16 protein-coding genes and 1 pseudogene are annotated in these 25,571 nt (G+C 73.3%); 9 read left to right on the plus strand and 8 right to left on the minus strand.

Annotated elements, in window-relative coordinates; translation table 11 throughout:
- Nucleotides 1-439 precede the first annotated feature (439 nt).
- Nucleotides 440-1,639, plus strand: a complete 1,200-nt coding sequence (locus tag ACH4FH_RS07855; RefSeq protein ID WP_398554877.1) for a lactonase family protein — start codon at nucleotides 440-442, stop codon at nucleotides 1,637-1,639.
- Between the two features lie 73 nt (nucleotides 1,640-1,712).
- On the opposite strand, the gene ACH4FH_RS07860 is transcribed toward ACH4FH_RS07855, so the two are convergent.
- Nucleotides 1,713-2,540: a PaaX family transcriptional regulator C-terminal domain-containing protein gene (locus tag ACH4FH_RS07860; protein ID WP_398554878.1), complete on the minus strand. Its 828-nt coding sequence runs from the start codon at nucleotides 2,538-2,540 to the stop codon at nucleotides 1,713-1,715.
- A gap of 79 nt (nucleotides 2,541-2,619) precedes the next feature.
- Here ACH4FH_RS07860 and ACH4FH_RS07865 point away from each other — a divergent pair, with 79 nt between their 5' ends.
- The 3 genes from ACH4FH_RS07865 to ACH4FH_RS07875 all read left to right on the plus strand — a co-directional run bounded on the left by ACH4FH_RS07865 (nucleotide 2,620) and on the right by ACH4FH_RS07875 (nucleotide 7,732).
- Nucleotides 2,620-4,290 (plus strand): acyl-CoA dehydrogenase family protein, encoded by a 1,671-nt coding sequence (locus ACH4FH_RS07865; RefSeq protein ID WP_398554879.1) that lies wholly within the window; start codon nucleotides 2,620-2,622, stop codon nucleotides 4,288-4,290.
- The gene (locus tag ACH4FH_RS07870; protein WP_398554880.1) at nucleotides 4,290-5,051 is read left to right on the plus strand and encodes a crotonase/enoyl-CoA hydratase family protein; all 762 of its coding nucleotides are present in this window, start codon (nucleotides 4,290-4,292) and stop codon (nucleotides 5,049-5,051) included. The genes ACH4FH_RS07865 and ACH4FH_RS07870 overlap by 1 nt, the downstream gene beginning before the upstream one ends.
- Before the next feature lie 215 nt (nucleotides 5,052-5,266).
- Entirely contained in the window at nucleotides 5,267-7,732 is a 2,466-nt protein-coding gene (locus tag ACH4FH_RS07875) for a polysaccharide lyase 8 family protein (RefSeq protein WP_398554881.1), read from the plus strand.
- Here ACH4FH_RS07875 and ACH4FH_RS07880 read toward each other — a convergent pair.
- The gene (locus tag ACH4FH_RS07880; protein WP_398554882.1) at nucleotides 7,713-8,870 is read right to left on the minus strand and encodes a substrate-binding domain-containing protein; all 1,158 of its coding nucleotides are present in this window, start codon (nucleotides 8,868-8,870) and stop codon (nucleotides 7,713-7,715) included. The two genes, ACH4FH_RS07875 and ACH4FH_RS07880, sit on opposite strands and share 20 nt — an antisense overlap.
- Before the next feature lie 252 nt (nucleotides 8,871-9,122).
- Between ACH4FH_RS07880 and ACH4FH_RS07885 the strand changes: the two genes are divergently transcribed.
- The 3 genes from ACH4FH_RS07885 (at nucleotide 9,123) to ACH4FH_RS07895 (ending at nucleotide 11,938) form a co-directional block, all read left to right on the plus strand.
- On the plus strand, nucleotides 9,123-10,049 hold the full coding sequence (locus ACH4FH_RS07885) for a YndJ family protein (protein ID WP_398554883.1): 927 nt from the start codon (nucleotides 9,123-9,125) through the stop codon (nucleotides 10,047-10,049).
- Nucleotides 10,046-10,567: a DUF1990 family protein gene (locus ACH4FH_RS07890; RefSeq protein WP_398554884.1), complete on the plus strand. Its 522-nt coding sequence runs from the start codon at nucleotides 10,046-10,048 to the stop codon at nucleotides 10,565-10,567. Before ACH4FH_RS07885 ends, ACH4FH_RS07890 begins: the two co-directional genes overlap by 4 nt.
- 147 nt (nucleotides 10,568-10,714) lie before the next feature.
- Entirely contained in the window at nucleotides 10,715-11,938 is a 1,224-nt protein-coding gene (locus tag ACH4FH_RS07895) for a metallophosphoesterase (RefSeq protein ID WP_398554885.1), read from the plus strand.
- A gap of 146 nt (nucleotides 11,939-12,084) precedes the next feature.
- Here ACH4FH_RS07895 and ACH4FH_RS07900 read toward each other — a convergent pair.
- Nucleotides 12,085-13,554, minus strand: a pseudogene (locus tag ACH4FH_RS07900) (glycoside hydrolase family 30 beta sandwich domain-containing protein); the annotation flags it as partial.
- 628 nt (nucleotides 13,555-14,182) lie between these two features.
- Here ACH4FH_RS07900 and ACH4FH_RS07905 point away from each other — a divergent pair.
- A complete protein-coding gene (locus tag ACH4FH_RS07905) occupies nucleotides 14,183-16,324 on the plus strand; it encodes a SpoIIE family protein phosphatase (protein WP_398554886.1) in 2,142 nt (713 codons plus the stop codon).
- A 302-nt stretch (nucleotides 16,325-16,626) separates the two neighbouring features.
- Here the strand turns inward: ACH4FH_RS07905 and ACH4FH_RS07910 are convergent, their stop codons facing one another.
- Nucleotides 16,627-18,024 (minus strand): NADP-dependent succinic semialdehyde dehydrogenase, encoded by a 1,398-nt coding sequence (locus tag ACH4FH_RS07910; protein ID WP_398554887.1) that lies wholly within the window; start codon nucleotides 18,022-18,024, stop codon nucleotides 16,627-16,629.
- Nucleotides 18,025-18,520: 496 nt separating this feature from the next.
- Here ACH4FH_RS07910 and ACH4FH_RS07915 point away from each other — a divergent pair, with 496 nt between their 5' ends.
- Nucleotides 18,521-19,303: a L,D-transpeptidase gene (locus tag ACH4FH_RS07915; RefSeq protein ID WP_398554888.1), complete on the plus strand. Its 783-nt coding sequence runs from the start codon at nucleotides 18,521-18,523 to the stop codon at nucleotides 19,301-19,303.
- 52 nt (nucleotides 19,304-19,355) lie between these two features.
- On the opposite strand, the gene ACH4FH_RS07920 is transcribed toward ACH4FH_RS07915, so the two are convergent.
- The 4 genes from ACH4FH_RS07920 to ACH4FH_RS07935 form a co-directional block, all read right to left on the minus strand.
- Complete coding sequence (locus ACH4FH_RS07920) at nucleotides 19,356-20,639, minus strand: MFS transporter (RefSeq protein ID WP_398554889.1); 1,284 nt, start codon at nucleotides 20,637-20,639, stop codon at nucleotides 19,356-19,358.
- 78 nt (nucleotides 20,640-20,717) lie between these two features.
- Complete coding sequence (locus ACH4FH_RS07925) at nucleotides 20,718-21,854, minus strand: amidohydrolase family protein (RefSeq protein ID WP_398554890.1); 1,137 nt, start codon at nucleotides 21,852-21,854, stop codon at nucleotides 20,718-20,720.
- On the minus strand, nucleotides 21,854-23,254 hold the full coding sequence (locus ACH4FH_RS07930; protein WP_398554891.1) for a glutamine synthetase family protein: 1,401 nt from the start codon (nucleotides 23,252-23,254) through the stop codon (nucleotides 21,854-21,856). The genes ACH4FH_RS07925 and ACH4FH_RS07930 overlap by 1 nt, the downstream gene beginning before the upstream one ends.
- A gap of 76 nt (nucleotides 23,255-23,330) precedes the next feature.
- The gene (locus tag ACH4FH_RS07935; RefSeq protein ID WP_398554892.1) at nucleotides 23,331-25,394 is read right to left on the minus strand and encodes a SpoIIE family protein phosphatase; all 2,064 of its coding nucleotides are present in this window, start codon (nucleotides 25,392-25,394) and stop codon (nucleotides 23,331-23,333) included.
- Nucleotides 25,395-25,571 lie beyond the last annotated feature (177 nt).

The raw sequence follows: 25,571 nt of genomic DNA on the forward strand, positions 1-25,571 counted from the left end.
CCGTACGACTCGAGTGCTACGGGTGGGACTGGTGGTCATCACCGGGATGTACGGACACGTCGGGGTAGCGGATCCGGCTCAGCGTCGTTGACCTGCGCAAACGTGCCGCGCCCCGACCCTGACCCGAACCCTGAGAGACCGTGCCCGTCCACCTGCTCGTCATCGGCGCGGGCCTCGATGGTCCCGCTCGGTGCCCGTACCGGGTACCGGGGGCGCCCTGGAACCGACGGCGGGACGACGCCTCCCCAAGAGGCGTGCGACTACGGCACGTTGAGCGGCACGCACGTCCCCCGAAGAGGCGTTGCACACTACGCAATTCGGGTTGCGGCCCTTGCCGAGAGGTGCGGCAGCGGGTCACCCTGGCTGCCGTATCCGGGATCACCGCACGCAGCACGGCACGCAGATCACCCCCACAGATCACCGAACGCCGAGGTGTGACATGAGTTCAGCACGGTCAGGCACCAGGACGGGAAGCGGCCTCGCCCGCCGGAGGTTCGTCGGCACGGTCGCGGGGCTGGCCGCGACTGCCGGAGCCGTGGCGCTGAGCGTCAAGGACACCGGTCCCGCGCAGGCCCGGCACCGCGCGGAGCGGCGGCCGCGGGCCGACCGGCCGCTCTTCCTGGGGACCTACACGTCCACGGAGGGCGGCGGCACCGGCATCGGTCTGGGCACTTACGACCCCGGCGGCCGGATCTCCGCCACCGGGGTGGTCGCGGATGTCGCGGATCCTTCGTATCTGGCGCTCGCGCCGGATGGGCGCACCCTCTACGCGGTCAACGAGCGGCAGCAGGGCGGCGTGACCGCCATCGCGCTGCCGGCGGGCGGCGCGTCGAAGGTGCTGGGCACCCGGTCCACCGGCGGCGCCGGGCCCTGCCACCTGTCGGTGCACCCCGGCGGCCGCTGGCTGCTCAGCGCCAACTACCTCTCCGGCAATGTGGCCGTCCATCCCATCGCGCCGGACAGCGGCGCCCTGGGCGAGCGGACCGACCTCGTCACCCACGACAGCCCGGCGCCCGGCCCCGGCCAGGACGGGCCGCACGCCCACCAGATCCTCACCGCACCGGACGGCCGGCACGTACTCGCCGTGGACCTCGGCAACGACACCGTCTACACCTACCGGCTGGACGAGACCGCAGGGAAGCTCACGGAGGTGTCGCGGGCGGCGCTGCGCCCCGGCGCCGGCCCGCGGCATCTGACCTTCCATCCGTCCGGCCGCTTCGCCTACCTCGCCAACGAGGTCGACAACACCGTCGTGGTCTGCGGGTACGACGCCGCCGGCGGCCGGCTGACGCCCGGCACACCGCAGTCCACCGGGACCGGGGCAGGCACCAGCTACCCCGCGCAGCTGCTGGTCACCCGGGACGGCGGCTTCGCCTACCTCGCCAATCGCGGCCACAACAGCCTCACCCGCTATGCCGTGGAGGGCGGCGGTGCGCGACTGCGGCTGCTGGACACCGTGCCGGTGGGCGGGGACTTTCCCCGGCATCTCGCCTTCTCCCCCGACGAGCGGCTGCTGTTCGCGGCGAACCAGAAGTCGGGCACGGTGACGGTGTTCTCGGTGGACGCCGGGAGTGGCGGGCTGATCCGCACGGGCGAGCCGTTCGCGGCTCCCGTCCCGGTCTGCGTACTGCCGCTGTGACCTGCGCGAGCGTCCGGCTGCGGAGGGCGGTCCGCGGCGTCGGGCGCCGTCACCTGCACCTACGACGAGGCGTTCAGCGGACCGCGCCCCCGCGGGCGGCATTCGGCGACAGGTACTGACGGAGCAGTTCGCGCAGTTCGGCCGCGAACGCGTCGTAGCGCAGCCGGAGTTCACCACCGGGCCAGTCGGGCGGCAGCAGCGCGTCGGGCAGCAGCGGGTCCGACAGCAGATGGCGCAGCGCGGCGGCCGCGACCGTGAAGCGGTCGGCGAGGGTGTCGGCGCGGTCCAGCGCGGCCATCAGGGCGCGGGCCTCGTCGGCCCAGCCGGTCAGGTCCCAGAGGCGGCCGGCGAGTGCCGCCGGGTCGCCGTCGGGGGTGCCGGTGAGCCAGGTGCACTGTGCGGTGGCGACGGAGGGGCGGGGCCGGTCGAGGTTGGCGGGGCGCAGCCAGCTGCCCTCGCGGAGTTCGGCCAGGCGGAGCCCGGACATGGCCTGGCGCAGCGCGGTGCGCTCCGCGGCGGGCCGGCGTTCGGCCGTGGTGACGACGGCGATCTCCCAGTCCCCCCGCCAGGGCCGGTTCCTGGGCGACCGGCTCTCGTCCTGCCGTGCCTGGCGCTCCAGCAACCGGGCGGTGAGGCCGTACGAGCCGTCACTCTGCCGCAGGTCACCGGCGGCCACCATCCGGGAGAGCGCGACCCGGACGGTGCCTTCGGCGATACCGAAGAGCTCACCGACCCGCACCAGGGCGCGCGCGGGCAGCTCGGGCGGATGGTGGCCGAGGAGGGTGCTCAGCACGATCGAGCGGGCCGTGAGCGGCCGCAGCGCGAGGGCACCCTCGGCGCTTGCGGTGCGCTCGACGGGCCGCTGCGGGGCGTGATCGTGGCGGGGCCGGGTGTCGTTCATGAGTGCGGGGAATTCTAGCGCCGCCGATCGTGGGCATTACAGTCTTCTCACGGCTGTTCGGATTCTGTAACGTCGAGGCATGACCGTCACCCATGAAGTCGTGAATCAGGCCCCGCCACTGACCGGTTTCAGTACGGCCGACGAACCGGCTCTGCTGGAGGCCCTGCGCCGCGAGGGCGCCGGGTGGGGCGAGCCGGAGGTCGCCGAGCTGGGCGCGCTGGCCGGCTCGGCAGCCGTGCAGGACCAGGCCCGGTGGGCGGAGGAGCAGCCGCCCCGGCTGCGCACCCACGACCGCTTCGGTCACCGCGTCGACGAGGTGGAGTTCCACCCGGCCTGGCATCAGCTGATGACCGTCGCGGTGGAGCACGGCCTGCATGCCGCCCCCTGGTCCGACGACCGTCCCGGAGCGCATCTGGTGCGTGCGGCGAAGTTCTACGTCTGGTCGCAGGCCGAGGCCGGACACGGCTGCCCGATCTCGATGACGTACGCCGCCGTGCCGGCGCTGCGTGCCGCCCCGGACCTCGCCGCCCGATACGAACCGCTGCTGGCCTCCCGCACCTACGACTTCGGGCTGCGCGCACCGCTGACCAAGGCCGGGCTGATCGCCGGCATGTCGATGACGGAGAAGCAGGGCGGCAGCGACGTACGGGCCAACACCACGCGCGCGGTGCCGGCAGGTGACGGCACCTACCGCATCACCGGCCACAAGTGGTTCACCTCGGCTCCCATGAGCGATGTGTTCCTGGCGCTGGCGCAGACCGAGGAGGGGCTGAGCTGCTTCCTGCTGCCGCGGGTACTGCCGGACGGCTCCCTGAACGGGATGCGGCTGATGCGGCTCAAGGACAAGCTCGGCAACCGCTCCAACGCGTCCTCGGAGATCGAGTACGACCAGGCGGTGGCGTGGCCGGTCGGCGAGCCGGGCCGCGGGGTGCGCACCATCGTCGAGATGGTGAACATGACCCGGCTGGACTGCGTACTCGGCTCCGCGGCGGGGATGCGGGCGGGGCTGCGACAGGCACTGCACCACACCTCCCACCGGCGGGCGTTCGGGCGGGAGTTGGACCGGCAGCCGCTGATGCGGTCGGTGCTGGCCGACCTCGCCGTCGAGTCGGAGGCCGCGACGCTGCTGGGCATGCGGCTCGCCGCGGCGGTGGACCGGTCCCAGGCCGGGGACAGCACGGAGGGCGCGCTGCGCCGGCTGGCGCTGGCGGCCGGCAAGTACTGGGTCTGCAAGCGCGGCAGCACGCACGCGGCGGAGGCCCTGGAGTGCCTGGGCGGCAATGGCTACGTCGAGGAATCCGGCATGCCGCGGCTCTACCGGGAAGCGCCGCTGCTGTCGATCTGGGAGGGCTCGGGGAATGTGGCGGCGCTCGACGTCCTGCGGGCGCTGGGCAAGGAACCGGCCGCGCTGGACGCGTTTCTCGCCGAGGTGGAGTCGGCCGCGGGCGCCGACCGGCGGCTGGACGCCGCGGTGGCCGGGGTCCGCAAGATGCTCGGCGGCCTGGCCGACCCGGAGCGCGCGCAGCTGATGGCCCGTTCACTCGCCGAGCGGATGGCGCTGGTGCTCCAGGGGTCGCTGCTGGTCCGGTTCAGTCACCCCGCGGTCGCCGACGCGTTCTGCGCGTCGCGTCTGGAGGGCGAGTGGGGCAACGCCTTCGGCACGCTGCCCGCCGGCGTCGATCTGGCCGCGATCCTGGAGCGCGCCCGCCCCGAGGCCCCGGCCGGCGACACGGCACCGGGCGCGGCCTGATGTCCGTACGGGTGGAGCGCACGGGCCCGGTCACGACGGTGGTGCTGTCGCGACCTGCGTCCCGTAACGCCGTGGACGGTGCCACGGCAATCCAACTGGCCGATGCCTTCCGTGAGTTCGAGGCCGATGACGGGGCGCATGTCGCGGTGCTCTGGGGCGAGGACGGTACGTTCTGCTCCGGTGCCGACCTCAAGGCGGTCGGCACCGAGCAGGGCAACCGCGTCGCGCCGGACGGCGACGGGCCGATGGGGCCGACCCGGATGCGGCTGAGTAAGCCGGTGATCGCGGCGGTCGCCGGCCACGCGGTCGCCGGTGGGCTGGAGCTGGCGCTCTGGTGCGACCTGCGGATCGCGGAGGAGGACGCGGTCTTCGGAGTGTTCTGCCGGCGCTGGGGCGTGCCGCTGATCGACGGCGGTACGGTGCGGCTGCCGCGGCTGATCGGGGCGAGCCGCGCGAGGGACCTGGTGCTGACGGGCCGCCCGGTAGCGGCCGTGGAGGCGCTGGACATCGGCCTGGTCCACCGGCTCGTGCCCACCGGGACGGCGCGCACGGCGGCGGAGAGCCTGGCAGCGGAGATCGCGGGTCTGCCGCAGGCGTGCCTGCGCAGCGACCGTGCCTCGCTGCTCGACCAGGAGGGCGAGCCGGAAGCGGACGCGATGGCCCGCGAACTGCTCCATGGGCAGGCGGTGTTGGCAGAGGGAGTTGAGGGGGCTGCCCGGTTCGCGGCGGGGGCGGGACGGCACGGCGAGCCGGACGGCTAGGCCGCGCGGCTCAGGTCGCTCCCCGTCGGCGGCGGCGATGAGGGCGCGCGGTCGCCGGGTGGGGAGACCGTAGGGCAGGGCGGGAGGCGAACACCCGCGAGCGAACGATCGTTTGGATCGTTTGCGGTGAACCTCTTGAGCGTTCAGTGCCGCTCGTGTTTCATACGGGCACGCCGCACCGCTGACGCCCCCGCCCTCCCGGCTACGGAGACCCCATGACGCACCCATGGACCCGCCGTTCCCTGCTCCGCACGGCGGGCGGTGCCTCGCTCACCGCCGGGCTGACCGGCGCCTCCGCCATGGCCCGGCCCGGCAGTGCCCATGGCGCCGCGGCGGGTCGCTCCGTGGTCTCCGCCGAGGACTTCGCGGCGCTGCGCGCGACATGGCGCGACCTGCTGCTCGGTACCGGCTTCAGCCCCACCGCGCAGCCGTTCAAGGACCGGCTCGCCACCCTCGGCGCCACCGCGAGGAAGCTGCTCTCGACGATGGCGCCGGCCGACGGCTCGCTGTGGCCGGACGCGGTCTTCGCCGACCCCGAGCCCGACACCGACCCCGAGTCGTACGGCTTCTCGGGCCAGATCCAGACCAGCTACACGCGCCTGCAGACGATGGCGCAGGCCTTCGCGCAGCCCGGCACGGGCATCACCGGCGACCAGGACCTCGCCGCTGCCCTGCAGACCGGCCTCGACCACCTCCACGAGCAGGTCTACAACGAGCGGACCACCCGCTACGGCAACTGGTACAGCTGGCAGATCGGCGCCCCGCAGCCACTGTTGGACATCTGTGTCCTGCTCCATGACCGGCTGTCCGACGAGCGCAGAGCGCGCTACCTCGCCGCGGTCGACCACTTCGTTCCGGATACGGCGGTCGGCTCGTACACGGGCACCAGTACCGGAGCCAACCGGGTTGACCTGTGCCGGGTGCTGGCGCTGCGCGGCATCGTCGGTGGGGACGCCGCCAAGATCGCGCTGGCCCGGGACGCCCTCACCCCGGTCTTTCCCTATGTCACCTCGGGCGACGGCATCTATGCCGACGGCTCGGTCGTCCAGCACACCTGGGTGCCGTACACCGGCTCCTACGGCGCGGTGCTGATCGACGGTCTCAGCAAGCTCTTCGCGCTGCTCGGCGACTCCCCCTGGGCGGTGGTCGATCCGAAGCGGCAGCTGTTCCTCGACGCGGTCGAGCATGCCTACGCGCCGTTCCTCTTCAACGGGCTGATGATGGACGGCGTTTCGGGTCGCGCGATCAGCCGCGGGGTGGCCGCCGGCGACGCGACGGGGACACAGGCCGACGACCATCTGCGGGGCCATCCCGTGATCGCGTCGATCCTCCTGCTCGGGGAGGGGGCGAGCGCCGCCGAGCGGGCCCGCTGGCGTGGTCTGGCCAAGGGCTGGTGCCGTCGCGACTACTACTCCCCCGCGATGAGCGATCCGAGCCTGTCGATCGGTGCGCTCTCCCGGCTCAAGGCGGTCCTGGACGACAGCGCGGTGACGCCCGTCCCCGAGCCGACCGGACACCGGCAGTTCCCGGGCATGGACCGCGCGGTGCACCGCCGCCCGGGCTGGGCCGCTTCGCTGTCCATGGCCTCCCGACGCATCACCTACTACGAGAACGGCAACGGCGAGAACGTCCGAGGCTGGCACACCGGCTCCGGCATGCTCTATTGGTGGGGCGACACCTACGGCAACGGTCAGTACAGCGACGCTTTCTGGCCCACCGTCGATCCGATGCGGCTGCCCGGCACCACCGCGTCCCGCAAGAAGCTCGCCGACGGGGAGGGCGGCGTGTGGGGCGCGGCGCGTCCCGAGGTGTCATGGGTGGGTGGCAGCGAGGCCGGGCCCTACGCCGCGGCCGGCCAGTACCTCAAGGGACTGGCCTCCACCCTCCTGGCGAAGAAGTCCTGGTTCTTCCTCGATGACGCGGTGGTCTGCCTCGGGGCGGGCATCACCGCGCGGGACGGCCAAACGATCGAAACGATCGTCGATAACCGCAATCTGGGGCCCACGGGCGGCTCCGCGCTCACCGTGGACGGCCGGCCGCAGCCCACCTCGTACCCCTGGTCGGCGACCCTGACCGGCGCCCGCTGGGCGCACCTCGCCGGCCACGCCGGTTACGTCTTCCCCGGCGGCACGACGCTCAAGGCCCTGCGCGAGGCACGCTCCGGAGCGTGGAAGGACATCAACGCGGGCGGCTCACCGACCCCGGTGGAGCGCCGCTACCTCACGCTGCTCACCGATCACGGCACCGATCCGTCCGGCGCCCACTACTCCTACGTCCTGCTGCCCGGCGCCTCCGCGGCACGTACCGCGGCCCGGGCCGCGGACACCGCCTGGCTGCGCGTCCTCGCCAACACCGACGATCTCCAGGCGATCGCGGTGCCCTCGCTCGGGTTCCTCGGCGCCAACTTCTGGTTCGGCGGCACGGCCGGCCCGCTGACCGCCGACGCGCCGGCGAGCGTGACGGTGCACGAGCGGTCCGACGGCACCGCCGTCATCGGCGTCAGTGACCCGATGCGTGCCCGCACCTCGTTGAAGCTGACCTGGCGTCGACGGGTCAGCGCGGTCCTGTCCAAGCCCTCGACGGTCACCGCGGCCACCACGGGAGCGTCTTTGACGCTGACCTTCGGCGACCTGACGGGGACAGGCGGAGTCAGTCAGAAGGTCACGGTGCGGGTGGGGTGAGGGAGTCCGGGCCCGCCGTCCGGCCGACGCCACCACCGCACGAGGCCCGCACGTGCAACTCCGGTAGCAGGTCCAGGTGTTGGCGGGGCAGCACCTCCCGCTCGCGGTCGGCGTTTTCGGCGATCCTGGTCAGCAGCAACTGCGCCGCCATCGCCCCGACCGCGCGCTTGGGAGGGGCCACGGCGGTCAGCGGCACCTCCGCGAGCGAGGCCACCTCGTCGTCGTACGCCACCACCGCCAGATCCTCGGGCACCCGTACGCCGCGCTCGCGCAGCCGGGCCACCAGCGTGATGGCGTCCGCATCGCTGTGCACCAGGGCGGCCGTGACCCCGTCCTCGGCCACCGCGGCGGCCAGACACTCCAGGGTCCGCTCCAGCCTCCGCGCGCCGGTCGGCGCGGGTTCGTCCGAGGGTGGCACCGCTACGGGCGTGCGTCCCGACGACCGCACCGCGGCGTCGAAACCGTCGCGGATGGGGCCCGCGTGCACGCTCTCCTGGACCGCGAGCGCGATTCTCCGGTGCCCGAGGTCCGCGAGATGCCGGACCGCCATCGCCGCGCCGTGCGCCCGGTCCGTACGCACCCGGTCCAGCTCCGCCGCCGGGCTGCCCGGAGGCGCCCATCGCTCGACGAGCACCACCGGCGCGACGCTCTCCCGCAGCCGCTGCTGCCGGTCGGCCGGGGGCAAGCCGTCCTGCCAACTGGGGGCAAGCAAAAGCCCGTTGGCGCCGCCGTCCAGCAGTCGCCCGATCTGCGCCGCGTCCTCCTCGGGCTGATAGGACGTCAGCCCCAGCAGCAGCCGGCCGCCTTGTGCCTCCACCGCCTCGCGGGCGCCGCGCACCATGTCACCGAAGAAGCGGTCGACGGTCGGTACCACCATGCCGACGACCGGCGCCGGCCTCTCCGGCGCGCCCCCGGCCCGGCCCGCATCCTGCACACCACCGCGCGACGTGGCGCCGGGCCACAGCACCGCGCCGTGCCGGCGCACCAACCTGCCCTGCCCGGACAGCGCCTCGACATCCCGCCGCACCGTGACAACGGACACTCCCAGCTCGCCCGCCAGGTCCGTCACCCGCAGGCTGCCGCGCTCCTGGACCAGCGCGAGCACCCGCTCATGACGCCGGTCGACATGCATCCGCATGGTGCCCCCAGGGCTCGCCCGTTCCGGTTCTTTCACCGCTGCCGTCCTGGTCAGGGAGTGTACGCAGCGGTCGGGGCGAGCGACGCGCGGGTGCTCCACCGTCCCGCGACGGCCACGTGCGCGGCCTCCCGGCGCGCCTGCCGGACGGGCGGGACTCGGGAAGCCCGCCGTCCGCGCCATTCTTGAACACGTTCAATTCTGCGCGTACTGTCGGCGCCGTACCGGACAGTCAGGTCACGAAAGGGGGACGTGGTGACCGTGTTGGTCCACTTCATCGTCATGCTCGGAATGTTCGTGGTGATCCCGCTGGGGATGTCGCTCATCGACGGGCCGGGCCTGGGCCTCCTCCGCCGCTGGTGGCCGCTCGCCGCCGCGGCGGGCTCGGCCGCCCTCTGGCTGCCGCGCGGCCCGGTCGCCACCGGCTGCGCCGCCGGTTACGCCGCGGCCACCCTCGCGCTCGCCCTCCAGGCCCCGCGGCGGCTCGTCCGCACCCGTTCCCTGGCGGTGTTCGAGGTCGCCGTGCTGACCGCGCTGGCGACCCCGGCCGTCGCGGGTGCCGCCCTGGTCGCCGAGCGCGCCGGGTACCGGCTGTTCGGCTTCGACCTCGACATCCTGGCGCTGACCGTGCCGCACTTCCACTTCGCCGGATTCGCCGCGGCGCTGATCTCGGGCCTGGTGTGCCGCGGCACGGGCGGCGGCCGGGCGGCCCGGGCCGCCGCGCTCAGCGTCCCGGTGGGCACCCTGCTGGTGCTCGCCGGGTACTTCGTCGACGACTGGGCGGAGCTGGCCGGCGCCCTGGTCCTGACGGCCGGTATGTGGCTGGTGGGCCTGCTGACCTGGCGCGACCTCAGAACGAAAGGCCCCGACCGGACGACGCGGGCGCTGCTCGCCTGCTCCGCGGCGGTGCTCGTGGCCACCATGCTCCTGGCCCTGAGCTGGGCGCTCGGTGAGGCGACGGGCCTGCCACACCCCTCGCTCGCCTGGATGGCCGCCACGCACGGCCTGGGCAACGCCCTCGGATTCGCCCTCTGCGCCCTCCTCGCCCAGCGTCGGCTGCGCGCCGCACCGGCACCCGAACCGGCACCGGCCCGGGCACCGGCCCCGGCAGACGCCTTTGCGCAGAGCCACGGCACCACGACCGCACCCGACATCCGCACGCTGAAGGAGCGCACCGCATGAGCGACCTCAACTACCCCGAGCAGGGCGGCACCCGGCGCAGCCCGCTGCCGCCCGGCTACCACCACCTCCACGTGGAGGAGAAGATCGGCCACGGCCAGGAGGTGCTGGCGGCGGCGGGCGAGGCGATCACCACCTTCCGGATGCACCGCGCGTCGGGCGCCCAGGTCCACGCCGACGCCCCGCGCGCCGCCCCCGGAGTGGCCGTCGAGGTCGCGCTCTGCATCGGCCCGCTGTGGCTGCGGGCGCCCTGCCGCGTGGTGTGGACGGCGGAGGAGGAGGACCGCATCGGGTTCGCGTACGGCACCCGGGACGGCCACCCGGAGTGCGGGGAGGAGGCGTTCGTCGCGGAGCTGCGCGCGGACGGCTCGGTGTGGTTCACCGTGACCGCCTTCAGCCGGCCGGGCCGACTGTACAGCCGCCTCGCGGGGCCAGTGGTCCCCGTCTTCCAGCGCCTGTACGGCCGGCGCCTCGGCCGGACCCTGCGCCGCCTGGCGAACCAGCCCCGCGACCGCATCTGAACCACCGGGGCCCACGGGCCCCGGCGTCCGAAGGAAAGAACCGGGGGAGCACATTCCGCCACCGCGACGCGCCGGAATCCACATACATCCACTCCGCGTTCATCAATTCGTCACCACCACCCCCGGCGCGCGTGAGAGAAACCAGGCATGTGTGAAGACGAACTGATCCCGCCGCAGGCGGACATGACCGAGAGCCAGTGGCTGCGCACCGGCTCGGACGCCGCGGCCGGGGGGCCGCCGATGCGGACGACGGGGCGCGTCCCGCAGTTCGTGAACCGTCGGACGCTGCTGGGCGGGGCGGTGGCCGGCGCGGCGCTCGCCGTACTCCCCACAGGCGCGCAGTCGTCCGCGTCCGCCAGGTCGCGCACCGGCGCCGCCGGCGCCTTCCCCTTCCCCGAACACCCCAACGGCAACGGTGAGTTCGCCGTGCTGGTCACCGGTGACGCGGGCACCGGCGACGAGGCGCAGTACGCGGTGGCCGCCGCCGCGCGCGACGTCTGCCGGGCGGAGGGGGTCGGTCTGGCCGTCGGCCTCGGCGACAACATCTACGAGAACGGGCCGGAGTCCGACCACGACACGGAGTTCCAGGACAAGTTCGAGAAGCCGAACAACGGCATCGACGTGCCCTGGCTGATGGTGCTGGGCAATCACGACTGCTCGGGTCTGATCCCCGGCAGCGGGGGCGACCCGTCGCGCGGTGACCGCGAGGTGGCCTACGCCGCCACCTCGCGGCGCTGGCACATGCCCGACCGCTACTACAGCGTGCCGCTGCCGGCCGGGGATCCCCTGGTGGAGTTCTTCGCGATCGACACCATTCCGTGGTCGTCGTACGTCGCGCAGCTCGACCCGCACTACTGGTGGAACGGCCCGTACATGCGCGAGCAGCGGCAGTGGCTGGACGATGCGCTGAGCGCGTCGCGGGCCCGCTGGAAGGTGGTGATCAGCCACCATCCGTACCTCAACAACGGCAAGCACGGCAGCGCCGGTTCCTACGACGGGTTCGAGATCGGGAACTACACCAGCGGCATCCACCTCAAGGAGATGTACGAGGAGGTGGTGTGCGGGCGGGCCGATCTGATCCTGTCCGGTCACGATCACACGCTCCAGGTGCTGGAGCCGACGGCCCGTACGGGCGGCACCCGTCAGGTGGTGTGCGGCGCGTCGGCCAAGACCGAGGACGGCAAGGCCCACTTCGGGCACCCGGCGGCCTGGCAGAACTTCGCCGACCACGGCTTCATGGTGCTGAAGGTGTCCGGGGCGCGGCTGACCATCGACGCCTACACCGTCGACGTGGCCACGCGGAAGGCCACCCTGGCACACCGGACGCGGACCACGGCGCCGGTCGCCGCACGGGCGCGGGTGCACGCCTGACGGCGTGAGTCGTCCCCCGGCGGCGGGCACCGGGGGACGACTCACCGCCGCCTCACCGCGGAGAACTCAGCGCGGCGGGCGCGGTCCGCTCGTCGCGCTCACTCCCGCTCTCGCTGGTAGGCGGCGGTGACGGGGCCGCGGTCGGCGGTCCTGGCGCCGCCGGAGGGGCTGCCGTCCCAGGTGAAGGTGGCCGAGGCGCCGGCCGGCAGGTCGTAGGTGACGTGCTCGCCGCCCCAGTTGATGTCCGCCGTCCGGGTGGCGTCCGTGTCGTTGTAGGCGATCAGCGCCTTGGAGCCGTCGGGGTTCTTCCAGGCCACGTTGGGGACCGTGGCGGAGGCGGTGGAGGCGATGCGCCGGGCGCCGGGCCGCACGAACTTGGTGAGGTGCCCCATCGTGTAGTACTCGACGGTGTAGTCGACGGTGCCGTGCTGTCCGTCGCCGTTGTGCACCGTGACCAGTCCGGTGCAGGTGCCGCATCCGCCGTAGTGCGGACCGCCGTTCTGGTCCACCGCGAGGGACCACTTGACCCAGCTGCTGCCCCAGTTGCGGGTGTAGTCGATCAGGTTGTGCATGTCCTCCTTCTGCTGGTTGGCGATCCACTGACCGCCGGAGTGCTCGGTGTCGTAGGCGACGAGGCCGGGGTAGCGGTCGTGCACCCGGGTCTGCTCGGTGACGTCGCCGCCGTAGCCGTGCCAGGCCATGCCGCCGAAGTTGGGGTGGTTGCGCACCGCCTCGTCGTCGAGGGTGGGCGCGGCGAAGTCGGCGTACTTGTCCCAGTTCCAGTCGAGCGCCAGGACCTTGGTGGACAGGCCGGCGTCCTTCAGGGCGGGCAGCAGGTTGTTCTTGGTGAAGTAGGCGAGGCCGGAGCCGTTCCACTGCATGGAGGGGTAGCCGGAGCAGCAGGTCGGCTCGTTCTGGACGGACACGTAGTCGACGGGCACGCCCTTGTCGCGGTACGCCTGGAGATACTTCACGAAGTACTGCGCGTAGGACCCGTAGTACTGCGCCTCCAGCCAGCCCTGGTCGAGCTTGTCGTTGTCCTTCATCCAGGCGGGCGCGGTCCACGGCGAGGCCATCACCTTGACGGCCGGGTTGAGCGCACGCGCCTGGGCGGTCAGCGGCAGTACGTCGGCGAGGTCGTGCTCGATGGAGAAGGCGTCGAGGGCGGGGTCGGTCCGCCCGGCGGGCAGGTCGTCGTAGGTGTAGCCGAAGCGGGCGAGGTCGGAGGCGCCCATCGGGTTGCGGACGAAGCCGAGGCCGATGCCCTCGACGGGGTCGAAGAGCTTCTTCATGGTCGCGTTGCGGGTGGCCTCGCTGAGCGCGCCGCTGCTCTTCAGCAGCCAGCCGGCCGTGTCGGTGAAGGACGCGCCACCGCCTTCGAACGCCTGGTAGGTCGTCGACTCGTCGACGGTGATGTTTCCTCCGCCGCCGGGGACGAAGGCCACCGGGTCCTGCTTCTCCAGTCCCTTGGCGACCTGTCGGCCGCCGGGGTCGGAGGTGGTGGTGAGGTGGACCTGGACCTGCGTCCGGGCGGCCGGGTCGGGGGCGGCCTGTGCCCCGGCGGCCACACACACCGGTACGAGGGCGGCCGCGGTCGCCCCGACCGCGCCGATCATGGCACGGCGGAATCTGCGGGATCTCATGGGGGGGTGCCTTCCTGTGGCAGGGCAGGCAGGCGCGCACGCCCGGGCTGCCCGGCGGGCCGGTGTGGTCACGGCCCTTCTGCTGCTTCCGGCCGGTGTGGTCACGGCCGACGGCTCGGCCACATGGTTCGGGAGTTGAACGTTCCGCGTCAAGAGTTGCGGAGAAAAGGGAGTTGACCGGTCCGGCGTCGCGTCGAGCGTTCACTACGTGAACATGGGCGTGCGGAGGGGTGCCGTGGTCGGCCGCGCCCCTCCTTGCGCGGGCCGGGCTGCGCGTCCGCCGGGCGTCACCCGACTTCCGTAACGCCCGGCGACACCTGCGGCACCGGGAGTGCGGGCGATGGGAGCCCGGCCCGGAGGGGTGAGTCGCAGTCGCGCCGTCCGCCCGCAGGGCCTCCCAGCAGGCGCGACTTCCGACTCACTCATAGGGTGAGCGCATGGCCGCGTTCCGGTGGAGATCGGCCCCGGTCAGCGGCCCGCGACCGAGGGCCCGGGGCGTGCGTGCCCCGGCGTCACGGGCGGCCGTCCCGCTGCCCGGTGGCGGGCCCCGGCGCGCGCGGCGGGCCGCGGGCGCCCTCGAAGGGGCGGAGGCGCCACCGCCATGACGAGCCGGAAAGGGCCGCGGCGCGAGGGTTACGACCCCCGTGCCGACCGGTCCCCGCGGCGTGTCGAGGAGGACGTGCCCGGTGTGTCGCACCACGAGCCCATCGGCCTGCGCGGACGGCTCGCGCTCAATCGCATGGGCACCTTCGACTGGGACCTCGACAGCGGCTTCATGAACCTGGACGGCGGCGCGCTCGACGTGTTCGACCTGCGCGCCGACGAATACGACGGGGATCCCCTGTCCCTGGCCACCCGGGTGCCGCCGGACGACGGCCTGCGGCTGGACACCGCGCTGTCCGAGGCCCTCCAGCACGGCAACCCCTCCTACGGCGCGTACTTCCGCATCCGGTGCCGCGACGGGAGCCCGCGCTGGACGCACTCCCAGGGCCGGATCCTGCACGACGCGGAAGGGCTCCCCTACCGGGTCATCGGCATCGTCCGGGAGGCGTCCGGCGAGCTGGCCGACTCGGCGCTGGTGCGCTCCCTCCAGCGGGAGCGGCAGCGGCAGACAATCATGGTGCAGCAGACCACGACCGCGTTGTCCCGTGCCCTGTCCGTCGCGGATGTGACCCGGGTGCTCACCGGGACGGGCGGCGCCCTCCGCTTCGGCGCGGACGCGCTGGTCCTCGGGCTGGTCGACGGCGAGACCTTCGAGGTGATCGCCGCCACCGGGCTGACCGGCGAGGTTCCCCAGGAGCTGATGAACGCGCCGCTGGACGACACCCTGCCGCTGTCGGACACGGTGCGCTCGCGGCGGCCCAGCTTTCTGGGCACCCGCGGCGAGCTGATCGCCCGCTATCCCCGGCTGCGTCCCTACACCGAGATGCTGCCGACCGGCAGCGCGGCCTTCCTGCCGCTGATCGCCCAGGACACCGTCATCGGTGCCCTGGGCCTGCTCAACGCCGAGCCGTCGGTGCAGTCGACCGAGTCGCGGAACCTGGCCCTGGCGCTGGCGAGCGTCGTCGCCCAGTCGCTGCAGCGCGCCACCCTCTTCGACCAGGAGCGGGAGTTCGCGACCGGACTCCAGGCGACGATGCTGCCGCGCCGGGTCCCGCCCATCCCCGGCGGCGAGGTGGCCGTCCGCTACCACCCGGCGAGCGTCGGGCGGGACATCGGCGGCGACTGGTACGACGTGGTCCCGCTGCCCCAGGGGCGAACCGGCCTCGTGGTGGGAGACGTACAGGGACACGACACCCACGCGGCCGCGGTGATGGGCCAGTTGCGCATCGCCCTGCGCGCCTACGCCAGCGAGGGACACTCACCGGAGACCGTGCTGGTGCGGGCCTCCCGCTTTCTGTCGGAGCTGGAGACCGAGCGGTTCGCGACCTGTACGTACGTCCAGGCCGACCTGGAGTCCGGGGCGCTGCGGGTGGCCCGCGCCGGCCACCTCGGCCCGCTGATCTGCGACAGCTCCCGGCACATCGACTGGCCGGAGATCCGCGGCGGGCTGCCCCTCGGCCTCGCCACGTCCTTCGGGCACGACCACTTCCCGGAGACCCAGCTGTTCCTGGAGCCCGGATCCACACTGCTGCTGTGCACCGACGGTCTGGTGGAACAGCCGGGCCGGGACATCGCCAGGGGCATCGAGGAGCTGTCCGCGGCGGTCCGCGCCGGGCCGGGGGACCTGGAGACGCTCGCCGACCAGCTCGCGGACCAGCTGTGGGCCAGCCCCGGCCCGGAGGACGACATGGCGCTCCTGCTGCTGCACCGGCTGCCAGGCACGGCGGGCGACCTCACGCCGCGGCTGCGGCTGCACGTCCATCAGGCGGACCCGTCGGGGGCCGCGGAGGTCCGCTCGGCGCTGCGCCGGACCCTGGACCAGTGGCGGGCCGGAAGTGTCTCGCACGACGTCGAGGTCGCCGCCTCCGAGCTGATCGCCAACGCCCTCACCCATACCGAGAGCGGCGCCCTGATCACCATGGAGCTGCTGCCCGGATCGCCGCAGCGGATCCGGCTGGAGGTCGAGGACCGCTCCAGCCAGTGGCCGCGGCGGCGCAGCCCCGGCGAGACCGCGACCTCCGGTCGGGGGCTGATGCTCGTGGAGGCCCTCGCGCACCGGTGGGGTGCGGAGCCGCGGGGCTCCGGCAAGGCGCTGTGGTGCGACTTCGTCCTGCCGGACACCATCGGCTCGGTCTACTGAAGGTCCGCGTCGCATCGGTGCGGTGACGTCCCGTGGGTGGGCCCGGCAGCCACTCGCCGGCCTCCGGCGCCCCGGAGCAGCCGTCATGGCCGAGCCGGCCAACCTGGCCGTTGGCCGACTCGACCTGATCGGAACGTACACCCTCACACCGCCGACGAAAACTGCTCCGGCGCACGCGCCTGCCGGGGCTCCGTGGACGGCGTTCGCCCGCCGCCCGGCAGGCCCTCTCAGGGAGCCGGAACCGGGCCGTACGGGGCGGCGCGGCGACCGCGGCGCGGGACCGGCCGGCCCCCTGGCGGGGCTCAGTCCTCGGGCCCGTACCAGACCGTCGTCATGTTGCAGAACTCGCGCATGCCGTGCCCGGAGAGCTCCCGGCCGTAGCCGGAGCGTTTGGCACCGCCGAACGGCAGGCCCGGGTGCGAGGCGGTCATGCCGTTGAAGAAGACGCCACCCGCCTGCAAGTCCCGGGCCAGCCGGCCCTGTTCGTCCGCATCCCGGGTCCAGGCGTTGGAACCGAGACCGAACGGAGAGTCGTTGGCCAGCGCGATCGCCTCGTCCAGGTCCTCGACGCGGTAGAGCGTGGCGACCGGGCCGAACGCCTCCTCCTGGTGGATCCGCATGCCGGGAGTGATGCCGGACAGCACGGTCGGCTCGTAGTACCAGCCCGCCCGGTGCTCCGGCGGACGCCGGCCGCCGCACAGCGCGGTCGCTCCCCGGTGCACCGCGTCGTCGACCAGCTCCTCCAGGTCCGAGCGGCCCTGCTCACTGGAGAGCGGCCCGACATCGGTGTGCTCCTCCATCGGGTCGCCGACCGTCAGCCCGGCCATCCGCTCGGTGAACCGCGCAGCGAACGTGTCGTAGACGTCGGTGTGCACGATGAACCGCTTGGCCGCGATGCAGGACTGCCCGTTGTTCTGCACCCGCGCGGTGACGGCGGTGCGGACGGCCTTGTCGAGGTCGGCCGACGGCATGACGAGGTACGGGTCGCTGCCGCCGAGTTCGAGGACCGTCTTCTTGACCTCGTCACCGGCGATGGCGGCGACCGAACGGCCGGCGGGCTCACTGCCGGTCAGCGTCGCGGCGGCGACCCGCGGGTCCCGCAGGAGGTCCTCGACGGCGCCGGACCCGATCAGCAGGGTCTGGAAGCAGCCCTCGGCGAAGCCCGCCCTGCGAAACAGCTCCGCCAGGTAGAGGGCGGTCTGCGGGACGTTCGACGCGTGCTTGAGCAGCCCGGTGTTGCCCGCCATCAGGGCGGGCGCGGCGAACCGGACGACCTGCCAGAGCGGGAAGTTCCACGGCATGACCGCGAGGACCGTGCCCAGCGGGCGGTAGCGCACGACCGCGCGCGCCGCGCCGGAGTCGTGGACGTCGGCCGGGTCGGGGTGCTCGTCGGCGAGGAGTTCCTCGGCGTGCGTGGCGTACCAGCGCATCGTCTTGGCGCATTTGGCGGCCTCGGCGCGCGCCTGGGCCAGCGGCTTGCCCATCTCGGTGGTCATCGTGCGGGCGACGGAGTCCTGGTCGGCGTCGAGCAGATCGGCCGCCTTGAGCATCCGCTCCGCCCGGTGGGCGAACGACGTCAGGCGGTGCTCCTGGAAGGCCCGCTCGGCCCTGACCAGGCAGTCCTCGATCTCGCCCGCGTTGAGCGCGTCGAAGGTCTTCAGCGTCTCGCCGGTGGCCGGGTTGACCGTGGCGATGGCCATGATCAGCACCTCCTTGGGGGTACGGAACGGTGATGCGCGTACGGGGTGGTGGTCCGCGGCGCCCCTACGAAAGCGGAGAGGGCGCCGGGGACGGCTCGGGGACCGGGTCCGGATCGGGGCCGGGCGGTCGTGGCACAGGGGACGGCGGTACGGGGTCCGGCGGCCCGGGGGGTCCTGGCGGGGCCGGGGGTACGGGGGGTGGCTCCGGTACGGGACCGGGGCCGGGCTCCGGGGGCGGCACAGGGCCGGGGCCGGGCTCCGGAGGCGGCACGGGATCAGGATCGCGGTCCGAGGTGCGGACCCGCTGCGTCGTCGGTTGCCGCTGCACTGCTGGCCTCCAGAATCGGACGGCTTCGGGCACATGGATGCCCGTACCCGAGTCTTGCCCGTCCATGGCCCGGACGCAGCGCGGATTGCCGCAGGACGGCACCGCGGCCTCGGTGAATGACCTGTTCGGACGACGCCGGGCCGCCCCGCCCCGCTCTACATTGCGGGCATGCCCCTGACGCGTACCCCCACATCCGCGGCCGGCAGCAGTCCCGGAAGGTTCGCCGGCGGCCCCGGTTCCCGGACGGCCCTCCTGGCGTCGGCGGTCTGCGCGACCCTGCTCGCGCTCGCCGCACCGGCTCCGGCAGCGGCGTCGGCCGCGCCCGTCCCGCTCCCCCGGCGGATGGCCGACACCGGGGGCGGCGAACAGCTCATCACCGCCGTCGCCTCCGGCACCCGCGCCACGACCGGCACCGTGACCTGGTGGCAGCGGCGCAACGGCGGCTGGCGGCGGGCCGGTTCCGCACCGGCCCGCTTCGGCTCCGGCGGCCTGGCCGAGGGCCGTACCCGGGTACAGGGCACGTCGACCACCCCGACCGGGCTGTACGACCTGCCGTTCGCGTTCGGGACGAAGCCCGCGCCGGCCGGCACAAGGAGCCCTTACCGCCGGGTCGGCACGGGCTCCTGGTGGTGCCAGGACAACGCCTCCACGTCCTACAACCGCTGGGTGGATCCCCGGCCACGGGACTGTGCGGCCGCCGAGGCCGAGCGGCTCGCCGGCTATCCGGTTCAGTACGGCCGGGCGCTGGTGATCGGGTTCAACTACCGCCACCCGGTGCGCGGCCGCGGCGCCGGCATCTTCCTGCATGTCAACGGCAAGGGGGCGACGTCAGGTTGTGTGTCCGTACCGGCAGGGGCGATGGCACGGATCCTGGCCTGGGTGCGGCCGTCCCGGCACCCGCACATCGCCATCGGCACGACGCACGGGCCCACGGCCGTCACCCGCTACTGACCCGGCCCGGGCGCCGGCGACGGCCCACCGGTCCCGACCGGACCGCCGGAGCTCACGGCTGCGGGTCGCGTGCGTCGTAGCGGGCGAAGGCGCGGCGCCCGAGGCCGAGGCCGGTCACCACCAGGACGCAGGCGAGGCCGCCGCCGATCACCGCGGTGGCCGGTGAGGTCAGGTCGGCCGCGGAACCCGCGAGGAAGTCGCCGAGGCGTGGCCCGCCCGCGACCACCACGATGAAGACGCCCTGCAGCCGCCCCCGCATCCGGTCGGGAGTCGCGGCTTGCAGCATGGTGCTGCGGAAGACCATCGAGATGGTGTCCGCGCAGCCCGCGACGGCCAGGAAGAACAGCCCGAGCCACAGGTTCCGGGAGAGCCCGAAGCAGGCGATCGCGGCGCCCCAGGAGGCCACCGCGAGCAGGATGGCCAGCCCGTGCCGGCGGATCCCGCCGAGCCAGCCGGAGAACAGCCCGCCCAGGACGGCGCCCACCGCGGGCGCGGCGACCAGCAGGCCGACGGTCTTGGCGTCCCCGCCGAACCACAGCACGGCGATCGCGGGGAACAGCGCCCGGGGCTGCGCGAGCACCATGGCCGCGAGGTCGGAGAAGAACGTCATCCGCAGGTTGGGCCGGGTGGCCAGGAAGCGCAGCCCGTCCAGGACGGAGGCCCGGCGACTGCCATCGGTGCGTCCTTCGCCCCGCTCGGGTCGCATCGAGGGCAGCCGCCACATCGCGTAGAGCGAGCCGCTGAACGCCACGACGTCGATCAGATACGCGGCCTGGTAGCCCCACAGGCCGACGATGACGCCGCCCAGCATCGGCCCGCCCATCAAGCCGAGGTTGCTGGTAAGCGAGTTGAGGGCGTTGGCTGCCGGCAGCTGCTCGGTGGGCAGCAGCCGGGGGATCATCGACGAGCGGGCCGGCGAGTTCATCGCGAAGCAGACGGCCTGGAGTGCGACGACGCCGTAGAGCAGCCAGACCCGGTGGTAGCCGGCCAGGGCCGCGGTGGCCAGCACGACGGACATCACGGTCGCGCCCGCGGCACTGAACAGGCCCAGTTTGCGCCGGTCGACGGTGTCGGCGATGGCACCGCCGTAGAGCCCGAAGACGACCAGTGGCACCAGGGAACACAGGCCGACCAGGCCGACCGAGAAGGTGGAGCCGGTGATGGCGTAGACCTGGAGCGAGACCGCCAGCGCGGTCATCTGCTGGCCCATCCAGGAGATGGTGTTACCGCACCACAGCCGGCGGTAGTCCGCGGAGCTGCGCAAGGGGGTGAGGTCGGCGAATATCCGGGAGCGCAGCGGTATGTCACCGGTTTTCGAAGTAGTTGCAGGAGGCACGCGGAAGTAAAGCACGGCGGCCGGAATCCGGATACGGCAGGGCGGTACGGGCCGGGGGGGGCGGCTGCCGGGCAGCGCTCAGCCTCCGGGGAGGCCGTACACCCGCCGCGCGTTGTCCGCCGCGATCATCGCGCCGACCCGTCGGGCGTCCGCCTCCGACCAGGCCCCGGAGGCGGTCCAGTCGCCGAGCACCGAGGCGAGGGCGGTACGGAACAGGGCGCTGCCGACGGTGTACAGCTCCGGGAGGCCGTAGGCGTCGGTGGAGAAGAGCAGTTTGCCGAAGGGGGCGAGCTCCAGGAATTCGGCGAGTACGGCCGTGGCGCGTGTCCCGGTGTGCGTCAGGGTCAGCCCGAAGTCGGCGTAGACGTGCGGGAAGACGCTCGCGAGGTAGGCGGCCTGCCGGTGGTAGGGGTAGCAGTGCAGGAGTACCAGGTCGGTTCCGGTGTCGGCGGTGGCCCGGACGAAGTCGGTGAGCAGCGCCGGGTCGGCGTCGTTCAGGCGCAGGTCGGGGTCGCCGAAGCCGGTGTGCAGCTGCAGGGGGCGGCCGGTGGCGACGGCCAGTTGGACGAGATGGCGCAGCAGCACCGGGTCGGTGAGGCGGGTGGCCGCGCCGGCCGTCCAGCGGCGGGCGGCGCCGTGCAGTGCCTCGGGGGCGGGTGGACGGGGGTCGAGGGCGAGGCCGTGCCGGTAGGCGGCGACCGTTTTGAAGCCGACGGCGGTGCGCGCCGCGTCCCGTACGGCGTGCTCCAGGGCGTGCAGGAACTCCTCGGCGTCGCGGGTGGCGGCCCCGAGGCGCTCGGCCAAAGTTTCCAGCCGGACGATCTCGTGGCCGGTGCCGCCGCCGGCCGCGGCGGTCTCCTCCGGCCCGGTGAGGTCGCCGGGCAGCCCGGTGTCGAGGAGGTAGGCGCCGATGCCGGTGGCGCCCAACAGCCGGCGGCGGGTCTCGTCCGGGCCGAGTTCGGCGCGTCGCGCCAGATAGCGGTCGGGTGGGCAGTGGGCGGGCAGATCCAGCAGCGGCGGGCACCAGCGGCGTACCGCGAAGCCGGTCTGGGTGTCGAAGAAGGTGGTGCCGGCCGCGGCGGGCCGGTCCGATTCGGTGAGGAGCGCCGCGAACGTCCCGGGGTCGGGTTCGTGCCGGAGCACGCCGTGGCAGTGGTGGTCCACCAGCGGCGGCAGGCCCACGCCTTCGCCGGGCCCCGGGGCGTCCGCGGTCATCACCAGCGCCAGCGGGTGGCGGCGGCGATCTCCTCGGCGTCGCTCTCGGCGAACCGGGCGTCCTCGGCGCGCCGGACCGCGAGCACCGCGCCGAACAGCACCTCGCCGAGCGCCTCGGACAGCGGCGCCGACTTCTCCAGCCGGTCGGTGGCCTCGCCGAGGGTGGACGGCAGCCGGATGATGCCGCGCCGGGCGCGCTCGCGGACGCCGAGGACGCCCGGGTCACCGACCGTCGGCGCGGGGAGCGAGGCGCCGGTCTCGATGCCGTGCAGTCCGGCGGCGATGACCGTGCCGACGGCGAGGTAGGGGTTGGCGGCGGCGTCGAAGGTCTTGACCTCGGCGTGGCCGCCGTCCGGGTCGTCGGGGGCGCCGGTGATCAGGCGCAGCGCCGCCTCGCGGTTCTCCACTCCCCAGCACTGGTAGACGCCCGCCCAGTGGGAGGGCTGCAGCCGCAGGTAACTGGCGGGGGAAGGGCAGCCGATGGCGAGGAGGGCGGGCAGGGCGCCCAGGATGCCGGCGAGGAAGGCCTGCGCTTCGGGCGCCAGGCCCCATTCGGCGTCCGCTGCTCGGTGCAGGCTCTCGCCCTCGCGGTGCAGGCTGAGGTGGAGGTGGCAGCCGTTGCCGACCTCTCCGGCGACGACCGAAGGGGCGAACGAGGCGCGCAGCCCGTGCCGTTGGGAGATGGCACGGATGGTCTCGCGGACCAGCACCACGTCGTCGGCGGCGCGCACCGGGTCGCCCGGCGCGGTGGTCACCTCGAACTGGCCCGGGGCGTATTCGGGATGGAGCTGGAGCACCTCGACGCCCTGGACGGCCAGCGCTTCGGAGACATCGCGGAGGTAGTCGGAGAGTTCGACGACGCGGGTCATGCCGTACGCCGGTCCGGCGCAGGGGTAGTCGAGTGCTTCGTAGGCGTCGGCCGCTGCCGGGGGCGGGCCGGCCGGGGCGCGGGTGACCACCCACTCGGTCTCGAAGCCCGCCCGCAGGTCGAGCCCGGCCGCGGCGGCCCGCTCGGTCATCCGGCGGGCGAACTGCCGCTGGCAGGCGGGGTGCGGCACGCCCAGCTGGTCGTAGCGGTCCGCCGGGGCCCAGGCCCAGCCGGGCTGGGCGGCGAGGGTGGTGACCCGGTCGAGGTCGGGGAAGAGCCGCAGGTCGCCGTCGGGCCCGCCGAGATGCTCGGATACGGAGATCTGGTCCTCGGAGGTGAAGACGTCGAAGACCGGCGACATGCCGACGCCGCGCTCAGCGGCCTGCACGAGGCGCTGTGCCGGAATAGCCTTGACGCGCGCGATGCCCGCATTGTCCACCCAGGTCAGGGCTACGTTCCGGACGCCTTCGGCGTCCAGTCGCGCCGCCAACTGGCGGGCGTCCCCGCGCTGTTCCGCAGGCCGCGATGCCATATGCCGTCCTCACTCCGTGCCGATCCCTCGGCGCCCGATCCCCCCGTCGCCGGTGGCGGGCACAGGCCCGTCCCGGTCAGGGGCAGTTGAACTCGCACCATACGCACTTTCCGCCACCGCGCGGTTCCACACCCCAGACATCGGCCAGCCGGTCCACCAGCAGCAGACCGCGCCCGGAGACCCCCGCCTCGCCCGGCTCGCGGCGCCGCGGCAGGCTGCTGGAGCTGTCCTCGACCTCCAGTCGCAGGCGCCGCTGGACGCTGTGCGGCATCCGGATGTTGACCACCGCCTCACCGTCGGTGTGCAGCAGGGCGTTGGTGATCAGCTCGTCGGCCACCAGCTCGATCTCCTCGGAGCGCTCGCGCGCTCCCCAGGCCCGGACGGCTGCCCGGATCATGTGCCGGGCGGCGGAGAGTCCTTGGGGGTCGGCGGGTGCGATGTGCTGCCGGAACTGTCCCGCGATGTCGTGCTCCGGGGCGCCGAGGCGGCGCAGCAGCAGCAACGCCATGTCGTCCTCGCCGCTACGCTCGGCCGCCGACTCGCAGAGCCGGTCGGCGAGTTGCTGGACGTCCTGGGGGCCCTCGCGGACCTCGCGGGCCAGCAGGCGCATGCCGTCGTCGAGGTCGGCGCCCGGCTGCTCGACGAGCCCGTCGGTGCACAGCACCAGGGTGTCGCCGGCGGCGAGGTGGATGGTGGTGACGGGGTAGTCCAGGAGCTTGAACTCGGAGGAGATCCCCAGCGGGAGGCCACCGGCCACCGGCAGCCGGCGGCAGATGCCCTCGGCGTGCCGCAGCAGCGGGTCGATGTGTCCGGCGCGGACGAACCGGGCAGCGCCGGTGCTCAGGTCCGCGTCGACGTAGACGCAGGTGGCGAAGCGGTCGGTTTCGAGTTCGTTCAGGAAGGCCGAGGCGCGGGCCATGACCGTGGCGGGCGTGTGCCCTTCGGCCGCGTAGGCGCGCAGCACGATCCGCAGCTGGCCCATCAGTGCCGCGGCCTGGGTGTCGTGGCCCTGGACGTCACCGACGACGGCGGCCACCCTGCCGTTGGGTAGCGGGATCACGTCGTACCAGTCGCCGCCGATGTCTCCGCCGAGCCGGGCGGAGCGGTAGCGGACCGCGACCTGGGCGTCGGGGACGCCGGGGATCCGGCGCGGCAGCATGGCCTGCTGCAGGCCCGCGGCGAGGTCGTGTTCCTGGTCGTAGAGCATGGCGCGGGCCAGGCTCTGGGCGATGCTGCTGCCGAGCGCGACCAGCAGGTTGCGCTCCTGGTCGCGGAATTCGCTCTCCCGTCGGTAGAACAGCCCGATCACGCCGATCGGCCGGCCCTGGGCGATCAGCGGCAGATACGCGGCGGAGCCGACGTCCAGCGGCTCGATGGCCGGCCAGAGGCGGGGGTAGTCGCGGGCGAACTCGGCGCGGCTGCGGAGGTAGCGCGGGGTGAGGGTGCGCACGACCTCACTCATCGGGAATTCGTCGCCGACCCGGGTCAGCTCGTGATCGGCGACGAAGCTACCGGCCTTCCCCTCGGAGACCAGGCGGATACGTCCGGCCTCGACCAGACCGAGGATGACGTTCTCCGCGCCCAGCCGGCTCAGCCCCTGTTCATCGGCGAGCACGGCGATCACGTCGCGCACCGTTCTGGCGTGCGCCAGGGCCGCGGTGGTGCGCTCGACGACGGTGGTGTGCCGGCGGCGTTCCTCGTCGACCGCGACCCGCTCGGCTGCCTGGGTGTACTCGTCGCTGGCGTCCCGGACGACGCCGATGATCCGGCGGGGCCTGCCGGTCTCATCGCGGCGGATGCTGCCCTGGGTGTGCGTCCAGCGCAGCCCGCCGTCGCGCAGCCGGATCCGGAAGTAGGCGCCGTAGGAGTGGCTGCCGTCCTTCAGGGCGGCGGCGACCACGGCGTCCAGGCGGGCCGACTCGGTGGGCGGCACACGGCAGCCGAGGGTCTCGGGGCGGTTGTCGTACTCGGCGAGCGGCATGTCGAAGACCTCGAGGGCGGGCGGGTCCATGTGCATCAGCCCGCTGTCGAGGTCCCAGTCGAAGCCGCCCATGCCGTTGAGTGCCAGGGTCAGGTCCGGGTGGGCGGGCCAATCGTCCGGCACCGACACGGTGGGCCGCTTCGGTCCCCGGTCAGCCATGCCGTCACTTTGCCACATTCACCCGGATTACGGCGGATGGAGGCATTTCTTGGACCCCACCTCCCACAGCACTGACTCCATCATCAGTTGTCGCTCAACATCTCATCACTCACCCCACAGGAACTGGCCTTCCTCACATCCCAGGCCGCCGAGGTCGTTGCGATGTTCTCAACACGC

The sequence above is a fragment of the Streptomyces sp. NPDC017993 genome (assembly GCF_044328065.1).
Classification (GTDB): domain Bacteria; phylum Actinomycetota; class Actinomycetes; order Streptomycetales; family Streptomycetaceae; genus Streptomyces.

Excerpts from the sequence above, each read along its gene's own strand:
- ACH4FH_RS07855 (WP_398554877.1), top strand. The coding sequence starts at position 440 with ATGAGTTCAGCACGGTCAGGCACCAGGACGGGAAGCGGCCTCGCCCGC.
- ACH4FH_RS07860 (WP_398554878.1), bottom strand. The coding sequence starts at position 2,540 with ATGAACGACACCCGGCCCCGCCACGATCACGCCCCGCAGCGGCCCGTC.
- ACH4FH_RS07865 (WP_398554879.1), top strand. The coding sequence starts at position 2,620 with ATGACCGTCACCCATGAAGTCGTGAATCAGGCCCCGCCACTGACCGGT.
- ACH4FH_RS07870 (WP_398554880.1), top strand. The coding sequence starts at position 4,290 with ATGTCCGTACGGGTGGAGCGCACGGGCCCGGTCACGACGGTGGTGCTG.
- ACH4FH_RS07875 (WP_398554881.1), top strand. The coding sequence starts at position 5,267 with ATGACGCACCCATGGACCCGCCGTTCCCTGCTCCGCACGGCGGGCGGT.
- ACH4FH_RS07880 (WP_398554882.1), bottom strand. The coding sequence starts at position 8,870 with ATGCGGATGCATGTCGACCGGCGTCATGAGCGGGTGCTCGCGCTGGTC.
- ACH4FH_RS07890 (WP_398554884.1), top strand. The coding sequence starts at position 10,046 with ATGAGCGACCTCAACTACCCCGAGCAGGGCGGCACCCGGCGCAGCCCG.
- ACH4FH_RS07895 (WP_398554885.1), top strand. The coding sequence starts at position 10,715 with ATGTGTGAAGACGAACTGATCCCGCCGCAGGCGGACATGACCGAGAGC.
- ACH4FH_RS07905 (WP_398554886.1), top strand. The coding sequence starts at position 14,183 with ATGACGAGCCGGAAAGGGCCGCGGCGCGAGGGTTACGACCCCCGTGCC.
- ACH4FH_RS07910 (WP_398554887.1), bottom strand. The coding sequence starts at position 18,024 with ATGGCCATCGCCACGGTCAACCCGGCCACCGGCGAGACGCTGAAGACC.
- ACH4FH_RS07915 (WP_398554888.1), top strand. The coding sequence starts at position 18,521 with ATGCCCCTGACGCGTACCCCCACATCCGCGGCCGGCAGCAGTCCCGGA.
- ACH4FH_RS07925 (WP_398554890.1), bottom strand. The coding sequence starts at position 21,854 with ATGACCGCGGACGCCCCGGGGCCCGGCGAAGGCGTGGGCCTGCCGCCG.
- ACH4FH_RS07930 (WP_398554891.1), bottom strand. The coding sequence starts at position 23,254 with ATGGCATCGCGGCCTGCGGAACAGCGCGGGGACGCCCGCCAGTTGGCG.
- ACH4FH_RS07935 (WP_398554892.1), bottom strand. The coding sequence starts at position 25,394 with ATGGCTGACCGGGGACCGAAGCGGCCCACCGTGTCGGTGCCGGACGAT.